The organism is Streptomyces massasporeus (assembly GCF_014648995.1).
GTDB lineage: Bacteria > Actinomycetota > Actinomycetes > Streptomycetales > Streptomycetaceae > Streptomyces > Streptomyces massasporeus.
Genome location: NZ_BMSE01000004.1, coordinates 454,871 through 470,810, shown reverse-complemented (window position 1 = coordinate 470,810; position 15,940 = coordinate 454,871). Strand labels below are relative to the sequence as shown.

18 protein-coding genes are annotated in these 15,940 nt (G+C 70.6%); 7 read left to right on the top strand and 11 right to left on the bottom strand.

Annotation, left to right across the window (positions count from 1 at the left end; translation table 11 throughout):
• The first annotated feature begins 50 nt into the window (after nucleotides 1-50).
• Entirely contained in the window at nucleotides 51-1,277 is a 1,227-nt protein-coding gene (gene serB / locus IE153_RS13715; RefSeq protein WP_189589975.1) for a phosphoserine phosphatase SerB, read from the top strand.
• A gap of 64 nt (nucleotides 1,278-1,341) precedes the next feature.
• Here serB and IE153_RS13710 read toward each other — a convergent pair whose 3' ends face one another.
• The 4 genes from IE153_RS13710 to IE153_RS13700 form a co-directional block, all read right to left on the bottom strand.
• Complete coding sequence (locus tag IE153_RS13710; RefSeq protein WP_189589974.1) at nucleotides 1,342-1,860, bottom strand: SixA phosphatase family protein; 519 nt, start codon at nucleotides 1,858-1,860, stop codon at nucleotides 1,342-1,344.
• Nucleotides 1,861-1,925: 65 nt separating this feature from the next.
• Nucleotides 1,926-2,132, bottom strand: a complete 207-nt coding sequence (locus IE153_RS13705; protein WP_189589973.1) for a hypothetical protein — start codon at nucleotides 2,130-2,132, stop codon at nucleotides 1,926-1,928.
• Between the two features lie 165 nt (nucleotides 2,133-2,297).
• Nucleotides 2,298-2,414, bottom strand: coding sequence for an SGM_5486 family transporter-associated protein (locus IE153_RS42350; protein WP_097215821.1), 117 nt, complete (start codon nucleotides 2,412-2,414; stop codon nucleotides 2,298-2,300).
• 68 nt (nucleotides 2,415-2,482) lie between these two features.
• Nucleotides 2,483-3,874, bottom strand: coding sequence for a CynX/NimT family MFS transporter (locus IE153_RS13700; RefSeq protein WP_189589972.1), 1,392 nt, complete (start codon nucleotides 3,872-3,874; stop codon nucleotides 2,483-2,485).
• A gap of 70 nt (nucleotides 3,875-3,944) precedes the next feature.
• Here IE153_RS13700 and IE153_RS13695 point away from each other — a divergent pair, with 70 nt between their 5' ends.
• Nucleotides 3,945-4,637, top strand: a complete 693-nt coding sequence (locus tag IE153_RS13695) for a FadR/GntR family transcriptional regulator (protein WP_142164766.1) — start codon at nucleotides 3,945-3,947, stop codon at nucleotides 4,635-4,637.
• 58 nt (nucleotides 4,638-4,695) lie between these two features.
• Here IE153_RS13695 and IE153_RS13690 read toward each other — a convergent pair whose 3' ends face one another.
• From IE153_RS13690 to fabG, 3 genes are all read right to left on the bottom strand, one after another.
• Nucleotides 4,696-5,046, bottom strand: a complete 351-nt coding sequence (locus tag IE153_RS13690; RefSeq protein WP_189589971.1) for a hypothetical protein — start codon at nucleotides 5,044-5,046, stop codon at nucleotides 4,696-4,698.
• Between the two features lie 183 nt (nucleotides 5,047-5,229).
• Nucleotides 5,230-5,997 (bottom strand): enoyl-ACP reductase FabI, encoded by a 768-nt coding sequence (fabI, locus tag IE153_RS13685; RefSeq protein ID WP_031104170.1) that lies wholly within the window; start codon nucleotides 5,995-5,997, stop codon nucleotides 5,230-5,232.
• A gap of 5 nt (nucleotides 5,998-6,002) precedes the next feature.
• Nucleotides 6,003-6,722, bottom strand: a complete 720-nt coding sequence (fabG, locus tag IE153_RS13680; RefSeq protein ID WP_097215826.1) for a 3-oxoacyl-[acyl-carrier-protein] reductase — start codon at nucleotides 6,720-6,722, stop codon at nucleotides 6,003-6,005.
• A 270-nt stretch (nucleotides 6,723-6,992) separates the two neighbouring features.
• Between fabG and IE153_RS13675 the strand changes: the two genes are divergently transcribed.
• The 3 genes from IE153_RS13675 to tyrS all read left to right on the top strand — a co-directional run bounded on the left by IE153_RS13675 (nucleotide 6,993) and on the right by tyrS (nucleotide 11,308).
• Nucleotides 6,993-8,516 carry a TldD/PmbA family protein gene (locus tag IE153_RS13675; RefSeq protein WP_189589970.1) on the top strand — a complete coding sequence of 508 codons (1,524 nt, stop codon included), beginning with the start codon at nucleotides 6,993-6,995 and terminating at the stop codon, nucleotides 8,514-8,516.
• An 85-nt stretch (nucleotides 8,517-8,601) separates the two neighbouring features.
• Nucleotides 8,602-9,996: a metallopeptidase TldD-related protein gene (locus IE153_RS13670; RefSeq protein WP_189589969.1), complete on the top strand. Its 1,395-nt coding sequence runs from the start codon at nucleotides 8,602-8,604 to the stop codon at nucleotides 9,994-9,996.
• Between the two features lie 43 nt (nucleotides 9,997-10,039).
• Nucleotides 10,040-11,308, top strand: coding sequence for a tyrosine--tRNA ligase (gene tyrS, locus IE153_RS13665; protein ID WP_189589968.1), 1,269 nt, complete (start codon nucleotides 10,040-10,042; stop codon nucleotides 11,306-11,308).
• Between the two features lie 60 nt (nucleotides 11,309-11,368).
• On the opposite strand, the gene IE153_RS13660 is transcribed toward tyrS, so the two are convergent.
• Nucleotides 11,369-11,650, bottom strand: a complete 282-nt coding sequence (locus IE153_RS13660; protein WP_031104164.1) for a GlsB/YeaQ/YmgE family stress response membrane protein — start codon at nucleotides 11,648-11,650, stop codon at nucleotides 11,369-11,371.
• A 245-nt stretch (nucleotides 11,651-11,895) separates the two neighbouring features.
• On the opposite strand from IE153_RS13660, the gene IE153_RS13655 reads away from it, so the two are divergent.
• Both IE153_RS13655 and IE153_RS13650 read left to right on the top strand, forming a co-directional pair.
• Nucleotides 11,896-12,291 (top strand): DUF3099 domain-containing protein, encoded by a 396-nt coding sequence (locus tag IE153_RS13655; RefSeq protein WP_189589967.1) that lies wholly within the window; start codon nucleotides 11,896-11,898, stop codon nucleotides 12,289-12,291.
• Between the two features lie 236 nt (nucleotides 12,292-12,527).
• Entirely contained in the window at nucleotides 12,528-12,758 is a 231-nt protein-coding gene (locus IE153_RS13650) for a hypothetical protein (protein ID WP_189589966.1), read from the top strand.
• Between the two features lie 9 nt (nucleotides 12,759-12,767).
• Here IE153_RS13650 and moaA read toward each other — a convergent pair whose 3' ends face one another.
• From moaA to IE153_RS13635, 3 genes are all read right to left on the bottom strand, one after another.
• Nucleotides 12,768-13,757 (bottom strand): GTP 3',8-cyclase MoaA, encoded by a 990-nt coding sequence (moaA, locus tag IE153_RS13645; protein ID WP_189589965.1) that lies wholly within the window; start codon nucleotides 13,755-13,757, stop codon nucleotides 12,768-12,770.
• 170 nt (nucleotides 13,758-13,927) lie between these two features.
• Complete coding sequence (locus IE153_RS13640; protein ID WP_031104158.1) at nucleotides 13,928-15,553, bottom strand: monocarboxylic acid transporter; 1,626 nt, start codon at nucleotides 15,551-15,553, stop codon at nucleotides 13,928-13,930.
• Nucleotides 15,550-15,906 (bottom strand): DUF485 domain-containing protein, encoded by a 357-nt coding sequence (locus IE153_RS13635; protein ID WP_031104157.1) that lies wholly within the window; start codon nucleotides 15,904-15,906, stop codon nucleotides 15,550-15,552. The genes IE153_RS13640 and IE153_RS13635 overlap by 4 nt, the downstream gene beginning before the upstream one ends.
• Nucleotides 15,907-15,940: the final 34 nt, after the last annotated feature.

Sequence of the window (15,940 nt, the reverse complement as noted above, 5' to 3'; positions counted from 1 at the left end):
ACGGACCTCGGGGGCGGTATGCCTCGCCCGCCGGATACGGTGGAACCACCATGAGCGCTTCGCAGACCTCGTCTTCCGACATTCCTGCCGACGTCCCCACCCTCCTTGTGAAGATCTTCGGCAAGGACAGGCCGGGCATCACCGCCGGGCTCTTCGACACCCTCGCCGCCTACTCCGTCGACGTCGTCGACATCGAGCAGGTCGTGACCCGTGGCCGGATGGTGCTGTGCGCGCTCGTGACCGAGCCGCCTCCCGGGCTGGAGGGAGATCTGCGGGCGACGGTCCACAGCTGGGCCGAGTCGATGAAGATGCAGGCGGAGATCATCTCCGGCCTCGGCGACAACCGTCCGCGCGGGCTGGGCCGCTCCCTGGTCACTGTGCTCGGGCACCCGCTCACCGCCGAGGCGACGGCCGCGATCGCCGCCCGGATCACGAAGACCGGCGGCAACATCGACCGTATCTTCCGGCTCGCCAAGTACCCGGTGACCGCCGTGGAGTTCGCCGTCTCCGGCGTGGAGACCGAGCCGCTGCGCACCGCCCTGGTGACGGACGCGGCGCGGCTCGGCATCGACGTGGCGGTCGTCGCCGCCGGTCTGTACCGGCGCGCGCAGCGGCTGGTCGTCATGGACGTCGACTCGACGCTGATCCAGGACGAGGTCATCGAGCTGTTCGCCGCGCACGCCGGCTGCGAGGACAAGGTCGCCGAGGTGACGGCGGCCGCGATGCGCGGGGAGCTGGACTTCGAGCAGTCCCTGCACGCCCGCGTGGCGCTGCTGGAGGGGCTGGACGCCTCGGTCGTGGACAAGGTGCGCAGCGAGGTGCGGCTGACGCCGGGCGCCCGCACCCTGATCCGTACGCTGAAGCGGCTCGGCTACCAAGTCGGTGTCGTCTCGGGCGGGTTCACCCAGGTCACGGACGATCTGAAGGAGCGGCTGGGGCTGGACTTCGCCCACGCCAACACCCTGGAGATCGTCGACGGCACGCTGACCGGCAAGGTCACCGGCGAGATCGTCGACCGTGCGGGCAAGGCCCGGCTGCTGCGCCGGTTCGCCGCGGAGGCGGGTGTGCCGCTGTCGCAGACCGTGGCGATCGGTGACGGTGCCAACGATCTGGACATGCTGAACGCGGCCGGTCTCGGTGTCGCCTTCAACGCCAAGCCGGTGGTGCGCGAGGCCGCGCACGCCGCGGTGAACTTCCCCTTCCTCGACACGGTCCTGTACCTGCTGGGCGTCACGCGCGAAGAGGTCGAGGCGGCGGACACCCTCGACATCGACTGAACCGGGATCGGTCGGGAAGGGCCCGGCGCCGGTGCGGCGCCGGGCCCTGTTCACGCGGAGATCGTCACTCGGCCGGGGCCCAGTAGTCCCGCAGCGCGGCGGCACCCGGCTCCAGGCTCTTCCACGTGCTGCCGAACGACAGCACGGCGAAGGCGGCGGCCGGGAAGCCGCGGCGGGTCATCCGCTCGCGGGCCTCGTCCTCGCCCGAGCCCGCCAGCACCTCGGCGAGGCCCTGGATGCCCGGGTTGTGCCCGATCATGAGGACGTTCCGCGCGTCGTCGGGGGTCTCGTTGAGCAGGGCGATCAGCTCGCCCGGCGAGGCCTCGTAGATCCGCTCCTCATAGACGGTTTTCGGCCGCTGCGGGAACTCCTGGACGGCGAGCTTCCAGGTCTCCCGGGTCCGGACCGCGGTGGAGCACAGGGCCAGGTCGAAGGCGATGCCGGTGTCGGCCAGCCTGCGCCCGGCCTCCGCCGCTTCCGTTCGGCCCCGGTCGGCGAGCGGACGCTCGTGATCCGTGACCTGTGGCCAGTCGGCTTTCGCATGGCGGAAGAGGACAATCATGCGGGATTCTGCGACGCTCATGAGATCCAGCTTCGCATGAAACACGCCACGGGGCGCAGGGAGTTGACCACGGTGTTCGGCCGTGATCAGCGGGCCATCAGCTGTTGCACGTGCTCGAAGAGCCGGGTGATCGCGGGGTCGCCGGTGGCCGCGTGGGCGTCGGACGGGTTGAGGATCAGGGCGAGCAGTGCGGTGAAGGCCAGCACGGGCAGGGCGAGAGCCCACCAGGGCAGCCGGCCGGCGGCACCGGCCCGGCTCGCCGGGTGGGGCCGCGTGTGCGTAGGGGCCGACATGGGTGCCTCCGCTCTTCGAGTGGTCGGTGACCGTCTCGCGGTCACACACTTGAAGTTACGGAATCCTCGGCTGCCAACCCATCCGGTGATCCACCCACTTGACCCTGACCCTCACCCCCTAGGGGACAGGGGGGCTAACCCCACCACGGGCCGCGCGGGCGCGGGTCATGGTGAGGCGATGGTCGCGATGACGGCGATGACGATGAAGATCGCGAAGAAGGCGCCGAAGACGAGCAGCATCTTCTTCTGACCGTGCTGGGGATTCGGGTCGAGCACTGGCATGGGGCCAGTCTCCCACCCCCCGTACCGGCCGGGCGCCCCGGGGTGACCACGGCTCCCCGGGGCGGGGCTCAGCGGGCGGCCTCGTCCTCCACCGTGCGGTCCCGTCCGGCCAGGAAGCCGACGGCCATCTGCGGGATCATCAGGGCGCTCATCAGCGCGATCGGCAGGCCCCAGCCGCCGCTGTGCTGGTAGAGGACGCCCACCAGGAGCGGTCCGGGGATGGAGATGAGGTAGCCGGTGCTCTGCGCGAACGCCGACAGCTGGGCCACGCCGGGGCCGGTCCTGGCCCGCATGCCGACCATGGTCAGGGCGAGCGGGAAGGCGCAGTTGGCGACGCCGAGCAGCACGGCCCAGGCCCAGGCGCCGGCGGCGGGTGCGAGGTACAGCCCGGCGTAGCCGACGAGGCCGCAGACGCCCAGGGCGAGCACGATCGGGCCCTGGTGGGGCAGCCGGGTGGCCAGGCGGGGTATGACGAAGGCCAGGGGCACGCCCATCACCATGGTGACCGCCAGCAGCAGGCCCGCGGTGCCGGCGGGGACACCGGCGTCCCGGAAGATCTGCGCCATCCAGCCCATCGTGATGTAGGCGGCGGTGGCCTGGAGGCCGAAGAAGACGGCCAGGGCCCAGGCGGTGCGGCTGCGTGCCATGCGCAGCCGGGGGGCCTGCACGCGCGCGTGCTCCGCGCGGGCGGAGGCCTGCGTCCGTGCCGCCTCGTCCCGGTCCCGGGCGGACGTGTCGCCGACAGACACGTCACCGCCGGTCGTGGCCTCCGGTGCCTTCTCCGACCCGGGGGGCGTGACGCGTCCCCGGACGAAGGGCAGCCACGGCAGCACGGCAGCCACGGCGAGCCCCGCCCACAGGGCCAGGCCGGTCTGCCAGCTGCCGCCGAGGGTGTCGGTCAGGGGGACCGTCACCGCGGCGGCGAGGGCCGTGCCGAGGGCGAGGGCCATGGAGTACAGGCCGGTCATGGACCCCACGCGGTCGGGGAACCAGTGCTTGACGATGACCGGCATCAGGACGTTGCTGACCGCGATGCCCATGAGGGCCAGGGCGCTGCCCGCCAGGAAGCCGGCCGTGCCGCCCGCGTACGGCCGTATCAGCAGGCCGGTGGCGATGGCGACCATGCCGGCGCACACCACCGCGCCGGCGCCGAACCGGCGGGCGAGCCGCGGGGCCATGACGCCGAAGACGGCGAAGCACAGCGGCGGCACGGAGGTGAGCAGCCCGGCCACGCTGCCGCTCATGCCCAGCCCGTCGCGGACCTCCTCCAGGAGGGCGCCGAGGCTGGTGATGGCGGGGCGGAGGTTCAGCGCGGACAGCACGATGCCGAGGACGAGCAGTCGCAGCGTCCAGGCGCGCGTGGACGCGCCGTCGGCTTTCCCGGCGTCGTGCGCGGCCGAGCTGCGTACGGTCGGGGGCGTCATCGTCCGGGTTTCCTCACTAGGCATGAGACCCATCATAGAATCATGGGATGATTGACTGTCCACTCCCCGGCTGCCCCCGGGCGCCCCGGTCGTGCGAAGGTGTGCCATGCCCCTGAGCCATCCCCGCCGCTCGGCCCTGTCCGAGCAGGTCATCGCCGCGCTGCGGGCCCAGATCACCTCGGGCGAATGGCCGGTCGGCTCCCGGATCCCGACCGAGCCGGAACTGGTCGAGCAGCTGGGCGTCGCCCGCAACACGGTCCGCGAGGCCGTCCGTGCCCTGTCGCACAACGGCCTGCTGGACATCCGCCAGGGCTCCGGCACGTACGTCGTGGCGACGAGCGAGCTGGCGGGCGTGATGCAGCGGCGGTTCGCCGAGGCCGACCCCCGGCACATCGCCGAGCTGCGCTCCACGCTGGAGTCGGCCGCCGCCCGGCTGGCCGCCGAGCGGCGCACGGAGAAGGACCTCAAGCAGCTCGACGCGCTGCTGCTGCGGCGCGAGGAGGCCTGGGAGTCGGGCGACAAGGAGGCGTTCGTGACCGCGGACGCGACGTTCCACCTGGCCGTGGTGTCCGCGTCCCACAACGACGTGATGACGGCCATGTACGCGGACCTGGGCGAGGTGCTGCGGGACTGGCTGCGCGAGGACGTCGGCGAGAAGCTGACGCCGGAGACGTACATGGACCACGGGCGGCTGCTGGAGGCCATCCGCGCGGGCGAGGCGGACACCGCAGCGGCCGAGGCGGCCCGCTACCCGTTCCTGTGCCGGCTGGGTGGCGTCACGTCCCCCACCGGTGACTGACACCGCCCGCCGGGCTCAGCTCAGCTCTACCGCCGGTGACTGACACCGCCCGCCGGACTCAGCTCTCCCGCCGGTGACTGATCCACACGTCGCCGACCTCTTTCCAGCACCGCCCCGTCAGCCGCACGGTCTGCGCGGGCCCGGCCTCCACAGGTGAGCTGTCGGTGTCGATGTCCCACCAGCGGGCGCACTCGACGTGCAGGCTCACGCGGTCGGGCTCCGGGTAGGGGTTGTGGCAGTACGCGGTCACCTTGGAGCCGGTCACGCGGATCCGGCACGCGGCGCCGAAGGGATCGGCGGACTCCCGCTCGTCGGCGGGCACGCGCGCGTGGGGCACCGCCTCGTACGCCAGGGTCAGCACGAGCGCGACGGCGAGGGACACTGAGGCCGTTCGGCGGGAGAAGCGCACAAGGGGACCTCCTCGGCCGTGCTGGGGAGGGACTCGGGTGGTGAACGCGTACTCCGGACTGCCCAGTTCGCGCACTCCAGAGTGCCCAGTTGTGGGCCTCCGCGCCCGGTCGGCTGAGCCGAACGGGTGACGCCCCGCTCCCCGCGCGCGGCGGGAAACGGGGCGTCGAAGACGTACCGGAGATCAGGCTCCGATGGCGTGCAGACCGCCGTCCACGTGGACGATCTCGCCCGTGGTCTTGGGGAACCAGTCGCTGAGCAGGGCGACGACACCGCGGCCGGCCGGCTCGGGGTCCTTCAGGTCCCACTCCAGCGGGGAGCGGTCGTCCCACACGGAGGCCAGCTCGCTGAAGCCCGGGATGGACTTGGCGGCCATGGAGCCGAGAGGACCGGCCGAGACCAGGTTGCAGCGGATGTTCTGCTTGCCCAGGTCGCGGGCCATGTAGCGGCTGGTGGCCTCCAGGGCGGCCTTGGCCGGGCCCATCCAGTCGTACTGCGGCCAGGCGAACTGCGCGTCGAACGTCAGACCGACGACGGAGCCGCCGTTCTGCATCAGCGGCAGGCAGGCCATGGTGAGCGACTTCAGGGAGTACGCAGAGACGTGCATGGCCGTGGCGACCGACTCGAACGGCGTGTTGAGGAAGTTGCCGCCGAGGGCGTCCTGCGGGGCGAAGCCGATGGAGTGCACGACGCCGTCGAGGCCACCGAGCTCCTCGCCGACGATGTCGGCCAGGCGGCCGAGGTGCTCGTCGTTGGTGACGTCGAGCTCGATGACCTTGGTGGGCTTCGGCAGCTTCTTGGCGATGCGCTCGGTCAGCGTGGGCCGCGGGAACGCCGTGAGGATGATCTCGGCGCCCTGCTCCTGGGCCAGCTTGGCGGTGTGGAAGGCGATGGAGGACTCCGTCAGCACACCCGTGATCAGGATGCGCTTGCCCTCGAGAATTCCGCTCATGGTGATCAGTGACCCATTCCCAGTCCGCCGTCAACGGGGATGACGGCTCCAGTGATGTACGAGGCGTCGTCCGAGGCGAGGAACCGCACCGTCGCGGCGATCTCCTCCGGCTGGGCGTACCGGCCGAGCGGGACCTGCTTCACGATGTTCTCGCGCTGCTCGTCGGTGAGCGCCTTGGTCATGTCCGTGTCGACGAAGCCGGGCGCGACGACGTTGAAGGTGAGGTTGCGCGAGCCCAGCTCACGGGCGAGGGAGCGCGCGAAGCCGACCAGGGCGGCCTTGGAGGCGGCGTAGTTCGACTGGCCGGGGCCGCCGTACAGACCGACGACCGACGAGATGAGGACCACGCGGCCCTTCTTGGCGCGCAGCATGCCGCGGTTGGCACGCTTGACGACGCGGAAGGTGCCGGTGAGGTTGGTGTCGATGACCGAGGTGAAGTCCTCCTCGGACATGCGCATCAGGAGCTGGTCCTTGGTGATGCCGGCGTTGGCGATGAGGACCTCGACGGGGCCGTGGGCCTCCTCGATCTCCTTGTAGGCCTGCTCCACCTGCTCGGCGTCGGTGATGTCGCACTTGACGGCCAGGCAGCCCAATTCCGTCAGGGCGGCCGGCGGCTCACCCGAGCGGTACGTGATGGCGACCTTGTCGCCGGCATCGGCGAAAGCGCGGGCGATGGCGAGGCCGATGCCCCGGTTGCCTCCGGTGACGAGAACCGAGCGGCTCAACGGATCACCCTTTCGATAGCGGTCTGATACCCGCCCGGCCGCCTGGACGACAGGCGGTGATGACAGGCGGCTTCTTCGAAAACCTATCGGTCCGGGCACGCCCGCGGACAATCGGGCACCGACAGTGGCGTACGGGACTCACTGTCGGGTCCCTACAGAAACCCGCAGGACCGGCTCCGGAAACTCGTGGCCCGCGCGCGGGATGGACGACATGATCGGAGCAGTCACGACGTACGGCAACCACGGTCACCTCGACAGAAAGAGACGGCGGTGCCTCATACCATCGACGAGGCCTTCACGGCCCTCCCCCTACGCGCCCTCGCCGACGCGGCCCTCGCACGCGCGCGTGCGCTGGGCGCCGAGCACGCGGACTTCCGGTTCGAGCGGGTTCGGGGCGCCTCCTGGCGATTCCGGGACGCCAAGCCCGCCGGGTCGTCGGACACCACCGACCTCGGGTACGCGGTGCGGGTGGTGCACGGCGGTACGTGGGGCTTCGCGTCCGGCGTCGACCTCACCATGGACGCCGCCGCCAGGGTCGCCGGGCAGGCGGTGGCGATGGCCAAGCTGTCCGCCCAGGTGATCAAGGCGGCCGGCTCGGACGAGCGTGTGGAGCTGGCCGACGAGCCGGTGCACGCCGAGAAGACGTGGATCTCGTCGTACGAGACCGACCCCTTCTCCGTGCCCGACGAGGAGAAGGCCGGGCTGATCGCGGAGTGGAGTGCCCGGCTGCTGGCGGCCGACGGCGTCGACCACGTCGACTCCTCACTGCTCACGGTCCACGAGAACAAGTTCTACGCCGACACCGCGGGGACGGTGACCACACAGCAGCGGGTGCGGCTGCACCCGGTGTTCAACGCCGTGTCGGTGGACGAGTCGAGCGGCGAGTTCGACTCCATGCGCACCCTCGCGCCGCCGGTGGGACGCGGCTGGGAGTACCTGACGGGCACCGGCTGGGACTGGGCGGGCGAGCTGGAGCGCATCCCGGAGCTGCTCGCCGAGAAGATGCGCGCGCCGAGCGTGGAGCCGGGCCTGTACGACCTGGTCGTCGACCCGTCCAATCTGTGGCTGACCATCCACGAGTCCATCGGGCACGCCACCGAGCTCGACCGGGCGCTCGGTTACGAGGCCGCCTACGCCGGCACCTCCTTCGCCACCTTCGACCAGCTCGGCAAGCTGCGCTACGGCTCGGAGCTGATGAACGTCACCGGCGACCGCACCGCCGAGCACGGCCTGGCCACCATCGGCTACGACGACGAGGGCGTCCAGGGACAGTCCTGGGACCTGGTCAAGGACGGCACGCTCGTCGGCTACCAGCTGGACCGGCGGATCGCGAAGCTGACCGGCTTCGAGCGGTCCAACGGCTGCGCCTACGCCGACTCCCCCGGGCACGTGCCGGTGCAGCGCATGGCCAACGTGTCGTTGCAGCCGGACCCGGCCGGGATGTCGACCGAGGACCTGATCGGGGGTGTGGAGCGCGGCATCTACGTCGTCGGCGACCGGTCCTGGTCGATCGACATGCAGCGCTACAACTTCCAGTTCACCGGTCAGCGCTTCTACCGCATCGAGAACGGGCGGCTCGCCGGGCAGCTGCGCGATGTCGCCTACCAGGCAACGACCACCGACTTCTGGGGCTCGATGTCCGCGGTGGGCGGGCCGCAGACCTATGTGCTCGGCGGCGCCTTCAACTGCGGCAAGGCCCAGCCGGGTCAGGTCGCGGCCGTCTCGCACGGCTGCCCGTCGGCCCTGTTCAAGGGCGTCAACATCCTCAACACGACCCAGGAGGCCGGTCGATGAACATCAGCTGCAGCATCGACTGGGGGTCCGGGGAAGGTCACCCCCCGCGTAAGCACAGTCTCAACACGACCCAGGAGGCCGGTCGATGAGCGCGCGTTCCAGCAAGCCGCACGAGGTCGTCGAGCGCGCCCTCGAACTGTCCCGGGCGGACGGCTGTGTCGTCATCGCCGACGAGCAGTCCACCGCGAACCTGCGCTGGGCGGGCAACGCGCTGACCACGAACGGCGTCACCCGCGGGCGCACGCTCACCATCGTCGCCACGGTCGACGGCAAGGAGGGCACGGCCTCCGGGGTCGTGTCGCGGTCCGCCGTGACCCCCGACGAGCTGGAGCCCCTGGTGCGGGCCGCCGAGGCCGCCGCGCGTGGCGCCGGACCCGCCGAGGACGCCCAGCCGCTGGTCACGGGCGTGGCGCAGGCGCCGGAGTTCACGGAGGCACCCGTCGAGACCTCCTCCGCCGTGTTCGCCGACTTCGCTCCCGCCCTGGGCGAGGCCTTCGCACGCGCGCGGGCGGGGGGCCGCGAGCTGTACGGCTTCGCCAACCACGAGCTGGTGTCCTCGTACGTCGGCACGTCCACGGGACTGCGGCTGCGGCACGACCAGCCGAACGGGACGCTGGAGCTGAACGCCAAGTCACCGGACCGGACCCGGTCCGCGTGGGCCGGTCGCTCCACGCGGGACTTCAAGGACGTCGACCCGGCGGCCCTCGACGCGGAGCTGGCCGTGCGCCTCGGGTGGGCCGAGCGACGGGTGGAGCTGCCCGCCGGGCGCTACGAGACGCTGCTGCCGCCGACGGCCGTGGCGGACCTGCTGATCTACCTGATGTGGTCGGCGTCGGGCCGGGACGCGGTCGAGGGCCGCACGGTGTTCTCCAAGCCGGGCGGGGGCACGCGGGTCGGCGAGAAGCTGACCGAACTGCCCCTGACCCTGCGCAGCGACCCGAACGAGCCGGGCCTGGAGTCGGCGCCCTTCGTGATCGCGCACTCCTCCGGGGGCGATCAGTCGGTGTTCGACAACGGACTGCCGCTGGCGGCCACCGAGTGGATCCGCGAGGGCGAACTGCGGCACCTGACGACCAGCAGGCACAGCGCGGGCCTGACCGGTCTGCCCGTGGCGCCGGGGATCGACAACATCGTCCTGGACGGGGGCGAGGACCGGTCCCTGGAGGAGATGGTCGCGAACACCGAGCGCGGGCTGCTGCTGACCTGCCTGTGGTACATCCGCGAGGTCGACCCGGCGTCGCTGCTGCTCACGGGTCTGACCCGGGACGGCGTCTACCTCGTCGAGAACGGCGAGGTGACGGGCGAGGTGAACAACTTCCGGTTCAACGAGTCCCCGGTCGGGGTGCTGGGCCGGGCCACGGAGGCGGGGCGGACCGAGAAGACGCTGCCGCGGGAATGGAGCGACTGGTTCACCAGGGCCGCGATGCCCGCCCTGCGGGTGCCGGACTTCAATATGAGCTCTGTCAGCCAGGGCGTATAACCTCGTACCTGATTACGAGCCCACTCAAGGAGATACGAGAACCGTGACGGACATCGTCGACGAGCTGAAGTGGCGCGGGCTGTTCGCCCTGTCCACTGACGAGGACGCTTTGCGCAAGGCGCTCGCGGACGGTCCCGTCACGTTCTATTGCGGTTTCGACCCGACGGCGCCGTCGCTGCACGTGGGGCACCTGGTGCAGGTGCTCACCGTGCGCCGGCTCCAGCAGGCCGGTCACCGGCCGCTGGCGCTGGTCGGCGGGGCCACGGGCCTGATCGGCGACCCGCGCCCGACCGCGGAGCGCACGCTGAACGACCCGGAGACGGTCACCGGCTGGGTCGCCAAGCTGCGTGCCCAGATCGAGCCGTTCCTGGATTTCGAGGGCGAGAACGCGGCCGTCATGGTCAACAACCTCGACTGGACGGAGAACCTCTCCGCGATCGAGTTCCTCCGTGACATCGGCAAGCACTTCCGCGTCAACAAGATGCTGACGAAGGACTCCGTGGCCCGGCGCCTGGAGTCCTCCGAGGGCATCAGCTACACGGAGTTCAGCTACCAGCTGCTGCAGGGCATGGACTTCCTCCAGCTGTACCGGCGCTACGGCTGCACGCTGCAGCAGGGCGGCAGCGACCAGTGGGGCAACCTCACGGCGGGCCTGGACCTGATCCACCGCCTGGAACCGGACGCGACCGCGCACGCGCTGGCGACGCCGCTGATGACCAAGGCGGACGGCACCAAGTTCGGCAAGACCGAGGGCGGCGCCGTCTGGCTCGACCCGGAGATGACGACGCCGTACGCGTTCTACCAGTTCTGGCTGAACGTGGACGACCGGGACATCTCCCGGTACATGCGCATCCTGTCCTTCCGCTCCCGTGCGGAGCTGGAGGAGCTGGAGCGGCAGACCGAGGAGCGTCCGCAGGCCCGGGCCGCGCAGCGCGCGCTGGCCGAGGAGCTGACGACGCTGGTGCACGGCGCCGGTCAGACGGCCGCCGTGATCGCCGCGTCCAAGGCCCTCTTCGGCCAGGGCGAGCTGGCGGAGCTGGACGAGCGGACGCTGGCCGCGGCCCTGTCGGAGGTGCCGCACATCCAGGTCACCGAGCTCCGTGCGGCCGTGGACCTCTTCGCCGAGGTCGGCCTGGTGGCCAGCAAGTCGGCCGCGCGCCGCACGGTCAAGGAGGGCGGCGCCTACGTGAACAACGTCAAGGTGGCCGGCGAGGACGCCGTCCCCGCCAAGGAGGACCTGCTGCACGGCCGCTGGCTGGTGCTGCGCCGGGGCAAGAAGAACCTGGCCGCGGTTGAGGTCACGGGCGGCTGAGCGCGTGGCGAAGGGGGCGGTCTCCGGTACCGGAGACCGCCCCCTTCGCCGTGCGCCCCGTCATGCCTTTGCCCTGCCACTGTCTCTTCTGGCCGCCGTCCAGGCCCGGTCGCCGAGCCCGACGAGGATGATCGCCATGACCAGTTGGAAGATGTGCCGCCACCAGTCGATTCCCGAAGTGGCCTCGACACCGGCCGCCCGGGCGATGGCGTTGCCGGCGATGCCGCCGATCATGCCGAGGATGACGGTCAGCCACAGGGGAAGGTGTTGCTTGCCCGGGATGATCGCCTTGGCGATCAGGCCGAGCACCAGTCCTACGATGATCGCCCACAACCAGCCCATCGCTGCCTCCTCGTACGGCTTGACGCGAGCACTACGGCCAGTGTCGGCCCGGGCGTCGTACGCCGCATGCCGACGCGGGCCGTACGCGGGACGGCGCAGGCCGTACGCCCGGGCGGTGCGCCACCCGGTCTCGTAGCCGACCCGGCCGCGGCGTAACGTGGGAGCTGTCCTGGTCAGGTTTCCCCGACCGGCCGAGGGCGGCTACGGGGCGGGGAGAGTCCGATACGGGCGGATGGTGGAATGCGATGCGGAAGCAGCATGGCGGCGGCAACGTCCAGGTTTTCCGGATCACCGGCGCCCGGACGGGACTCCAGGAGGACGTGCGCGGGCGGCAGCGCCGGTACGTGATCTCGATGACGGTCCGCACGATCTCCGTGATCCTCGCGGCCACGTTGTGGAACGTCGAACGGCACGTCGCCATCGTGGCGTTGGTGCTCGGGCTGGTGCTGCCGTACATCGCGGTGGTGATCGCGAACGCGGGGCGCGAGAACGCGCCGTCTCTGCCGTCGACGTACGTGGTGTCGCAGACGCGTCCGATGATCGCGCCGTCGGGTTCCGGTGACGGGCCGGCGGAATCCGTCGCGGAAGACGCCGTGTCCGGGCCGGGTCCGGGTGCGGAGAGCGAATCGCACGAGCGGTAGAGGCACCCGCGGGGAGATCACGAGGGCTCGCGAAGGGAAGTCATCTTCCCGCCAAGCTCAAGAAAAGCTCAGATCAATCATGTTGTTCCAGTGCCGGGCCCGGGGTTACCCGTGACATACTTCGTACGCGCTCCGCATCCCCCGTCGGAGCGACGGACCGACGCCGGGCAGCTCCCCCCGTGGCTGCTCGGCGTCGCCTTTTGTGCCGTGATGATGTGCAGTGGTGAGACGAAGCTGTGAGTGACGAGACGCCCATCTGTTCCGCGAAGGGCTGCCGTGCCGAGGCCGTGTGGGTGCTGGCGTGGAACAACCCGAAGATCCATACGCCGGAGCGGCGCAAGACGTGGCTGGCCTGTGAGGAGCATCGCGAGCACCTGTCGCAGTTCCTCGGTGTGCGGGGGTTCCTGAAGGACGTGGTCCTGCTGAAGGAGTGGGAGTCCGAGGACTCCCCGTCCCGGGACTCCTGACGGCGGGTCTCAGCCTCCGATGGCCGACATCGGCCGGTCGGGCTGCACGAACGTCGGGTCGTCCAGGCCCGCTCCCGCCTTCTTGCCCCACATGGCCAGGCGCCAGATGCGGGCGATCTCCTCGTCCGGGGCGCCCGAGCGCAGTGCGGCCCGCAGGTCCGTCTCCTCCTGGGCGAACAGGCAGGTGCGGACCTGGCCGTCGGCCGTGAGGCGGGTGCGGTCGCAGGCCGCGCAGAACGGGCGGGTGACGGAGGCGATGACGCCGACGACATGCGGGCCGCCGTCGACGAGCCAGCGCTCCGCCGGTGCCGAGCCGCGCTTCTCCTCGCCCTCGGCGGTCAGTTCGAAGCGGGTGCGCAGGGACGTCAGGATGTCCCCGGCCGTGATCATGCCGTCGCGCTTCCAGCCGTGCTGGGCGTCCAGGGGCATCTGCTCGATGAAGCGCAGCTCGTAGTCGTGCTCCACGGCCCAGGCGAGGAGGTCGGGAGCCTCGTCGTCGTTGAGCCCCGGCATCAGGACCGAGTTGACCTTGACCGGGGTCAGGCCCGCGTCGCGGGCGGCGTGCAGGCCCTCGATGACGTCCTTGTGGCGGTCGCGGCGGGTGAGGGTCTTGAAGACGTCCGGGCGGAGGGTGTCCAGGGAGACGTTGACCCGGTCCAGGCCCGCTTCCTTCAGGGCCGCCGCCGTGCGCTTGAGGCCGATGCCGTTGGTCGTCAGCGACATCTGGGGGCGGGACTCCAGCGCCGCGACCCGCTCGACGATGCCGACCAGGCCCGGACGCAGCAGCGGTTCGCCGCCGGTGAAGCGGACCTCCTCGATCCCGAGGGACGTGACCGCGATGTCGATCAGGCGGACTATCTCGTCGTCCGTGAGCAGATCCGGCTTGGCCAGCCACTGCAGGCCCTCCTCGGGCATGCAGTACGTACAGCGCAGGTTGCACCGGTCGGTCAGTGAGACCCTCAGGTCGGTGGCCACCCGGCCGTAGGTGTCGATGAGCACGTGGGCCCCCTCCCTCGTCGCGGATCATGCGTGCGGCACTGCTTCTCCGACACCTGCGAGCCTACGTGACCCCACCGACAACGCCACAGGCCCGATCCCACGACGTGGAACGCGGCCGGGCCGCAGGGACCTGGAGGTTCCTACGACACGGCCGCGTGGGAGGGGTCGTGCTAGTGGGCTCCGGTGCCGGTCAGGGACCGGACCTCCAGCTCCGCGTACTTCTTGGCGTCGGGCTCCTCCTTGGACAGGACCGTGCCGAGCCAGCCCATGAGGAAGCCGAAGGGGATGGAGATGATGCCCGGGTTCTTCAGCGGGAACCAGGCGAAGTCGACCTCGGGGAACATCGCCTTGGGGTCACCGGAGACGACGGGCGAGAACAGCACCAGGCCGACGGCGACGATCAGACCGCCGTAGATCGACCACAGCGCGCCCTGGGTGGTGAAGCGCTTCCAGAACAGGCTGTAGAGGATCGTGGGGAGGTTGGCGGAGGCGGCGACCGCGAAGGCGAGGGCGACCAGGCCGGCCACGTTCAGGTCGCGGGCGAGGGCACCGAGGCCGATGGAGACGATGCCGATGAACAGGGTCGCCCAGCGGGCCGCGCGGACCTCCTCGGCACCGGAGGCCTTCCCCTTGCGGATGACGTTGGCGTAGATGTCGTGCGCGAAGGAGGACGACGAGGCGAGGGTGAGGCCGGCGACGACGGCCAGGATCGTCGCGAAGGCCACCGCCGAGATCGTGGCGAGCAGGATCGCGCCCCAGGTCGAGTCGACGCCGCCCAGATGCAGGGCGAGCAGGGGTGCGGCCGTGTTCCCGGACGGGTTGGACGCGATGATCTCGTCCTGGGAGATCAGCGCGGCGGCGCCGAAGCCGAGGGCGATGGTCATCAGGTAGAAGCCGCCGATGATGCCGATGGCCCAGTTCACGGACTTACGGGCGGCCTTGGCGTCGGGCACCGTGTAGAAGCGGATCAGGATGTGCGGCAGGCCGGCGGTGCCGAGGACCAGGGCGATGCCGAGGGAGATGAAGTCCAGCTTGGAGGTGCCGGTCGCGCCGTACTGCAGGCCGGGCTCCAGGAAGGCGGCGCCCTTGCCGCTGTTCTCGGCGGCCTGGCCGAGCAGGTCGGAGATGTTGAAGTTGAACTTCAGCAGCACCAGGAAGGTGATCAGGATGGTGCCGCCGATGAGCAGCACGGCCTTGACCATCTGCACCCAGGTGGTGCCCTTCATGCCGCCGATGGAGACGTAGACGATCATCAGGACGCCGACGAGGGCGACGATGAGGATCTTGCCGGCGTCGGAGGTGATGCCGAGCAGCAGCGAGACGAGGACGCCCGCTCCGGCCATCTGGGCCAGCAGGTAGAAGATCGACACCACGATGGTGGAGGTGCCCGCGGCGGTGCGGACCGGGCGCTGGCGCATGCGGTACGCGAGGACGTCGCCCATGGTGTAGCGGCCGGAGTTCCTCAGCGGCTCGGCCACCAGGAGCAGGGCGACCAGCCAGGCGACCAGGAAGCCGATGGAGTAGAGGAAGCCGTCGTAGCCGAAGAGGGCGATGGCGCCGGCGATGCCGAGGAACGACGCGGCGGACATGTAGTCGCCGGAGACGGCGAGGCCGTTCTGGAAGGCGCTGAACTGGCGGCCGCCGGCGTAGAAGTCGGCGGCGTCCTTGGTCTGGCGCCCCGCCCAGATGGTGATGCCCAGGGTCGCGAGGACGAACAGCGCGAACAGGGTGATGATCAGCGGGCGGTGCTCGCTGGCCTCGTTCGCGGCGAGGAGGGTGTGCTGTACGGGGCTCATGCGCCGCTCTCCATCCGGGTCTTGATGGCCTCGGCCTTGGGGTCGAGCTTCGCGGCGGCGTGCCGCGAGTACCACCAGGCGATGAGGAACGTGGTGACGAACTGGGCGACGCCGAGGACGAAGGCGACGTTGATGTTGCCGAAGAGCTTGGTGCCCATGAAGCCGCCCGCGTAGTTCGAGAGCAGGACGTACAGCAGGTACCAGGCGATGAAGCCGACGGTCAGCGGGAAGGCGAAGGAGCGGTAGGAGCGGCGCAGTTCACCGAACTCCGCGCTCTCCTGCACCTCGGCGAACTCCTCGGGTGAGGGGAGCTTGTGTTGCTCTTTCGACGGGGGCGGTGCGTCGGTGGCCACGGAGTCTCCTCGCAGGGACGGAAGCGGTTGTGAA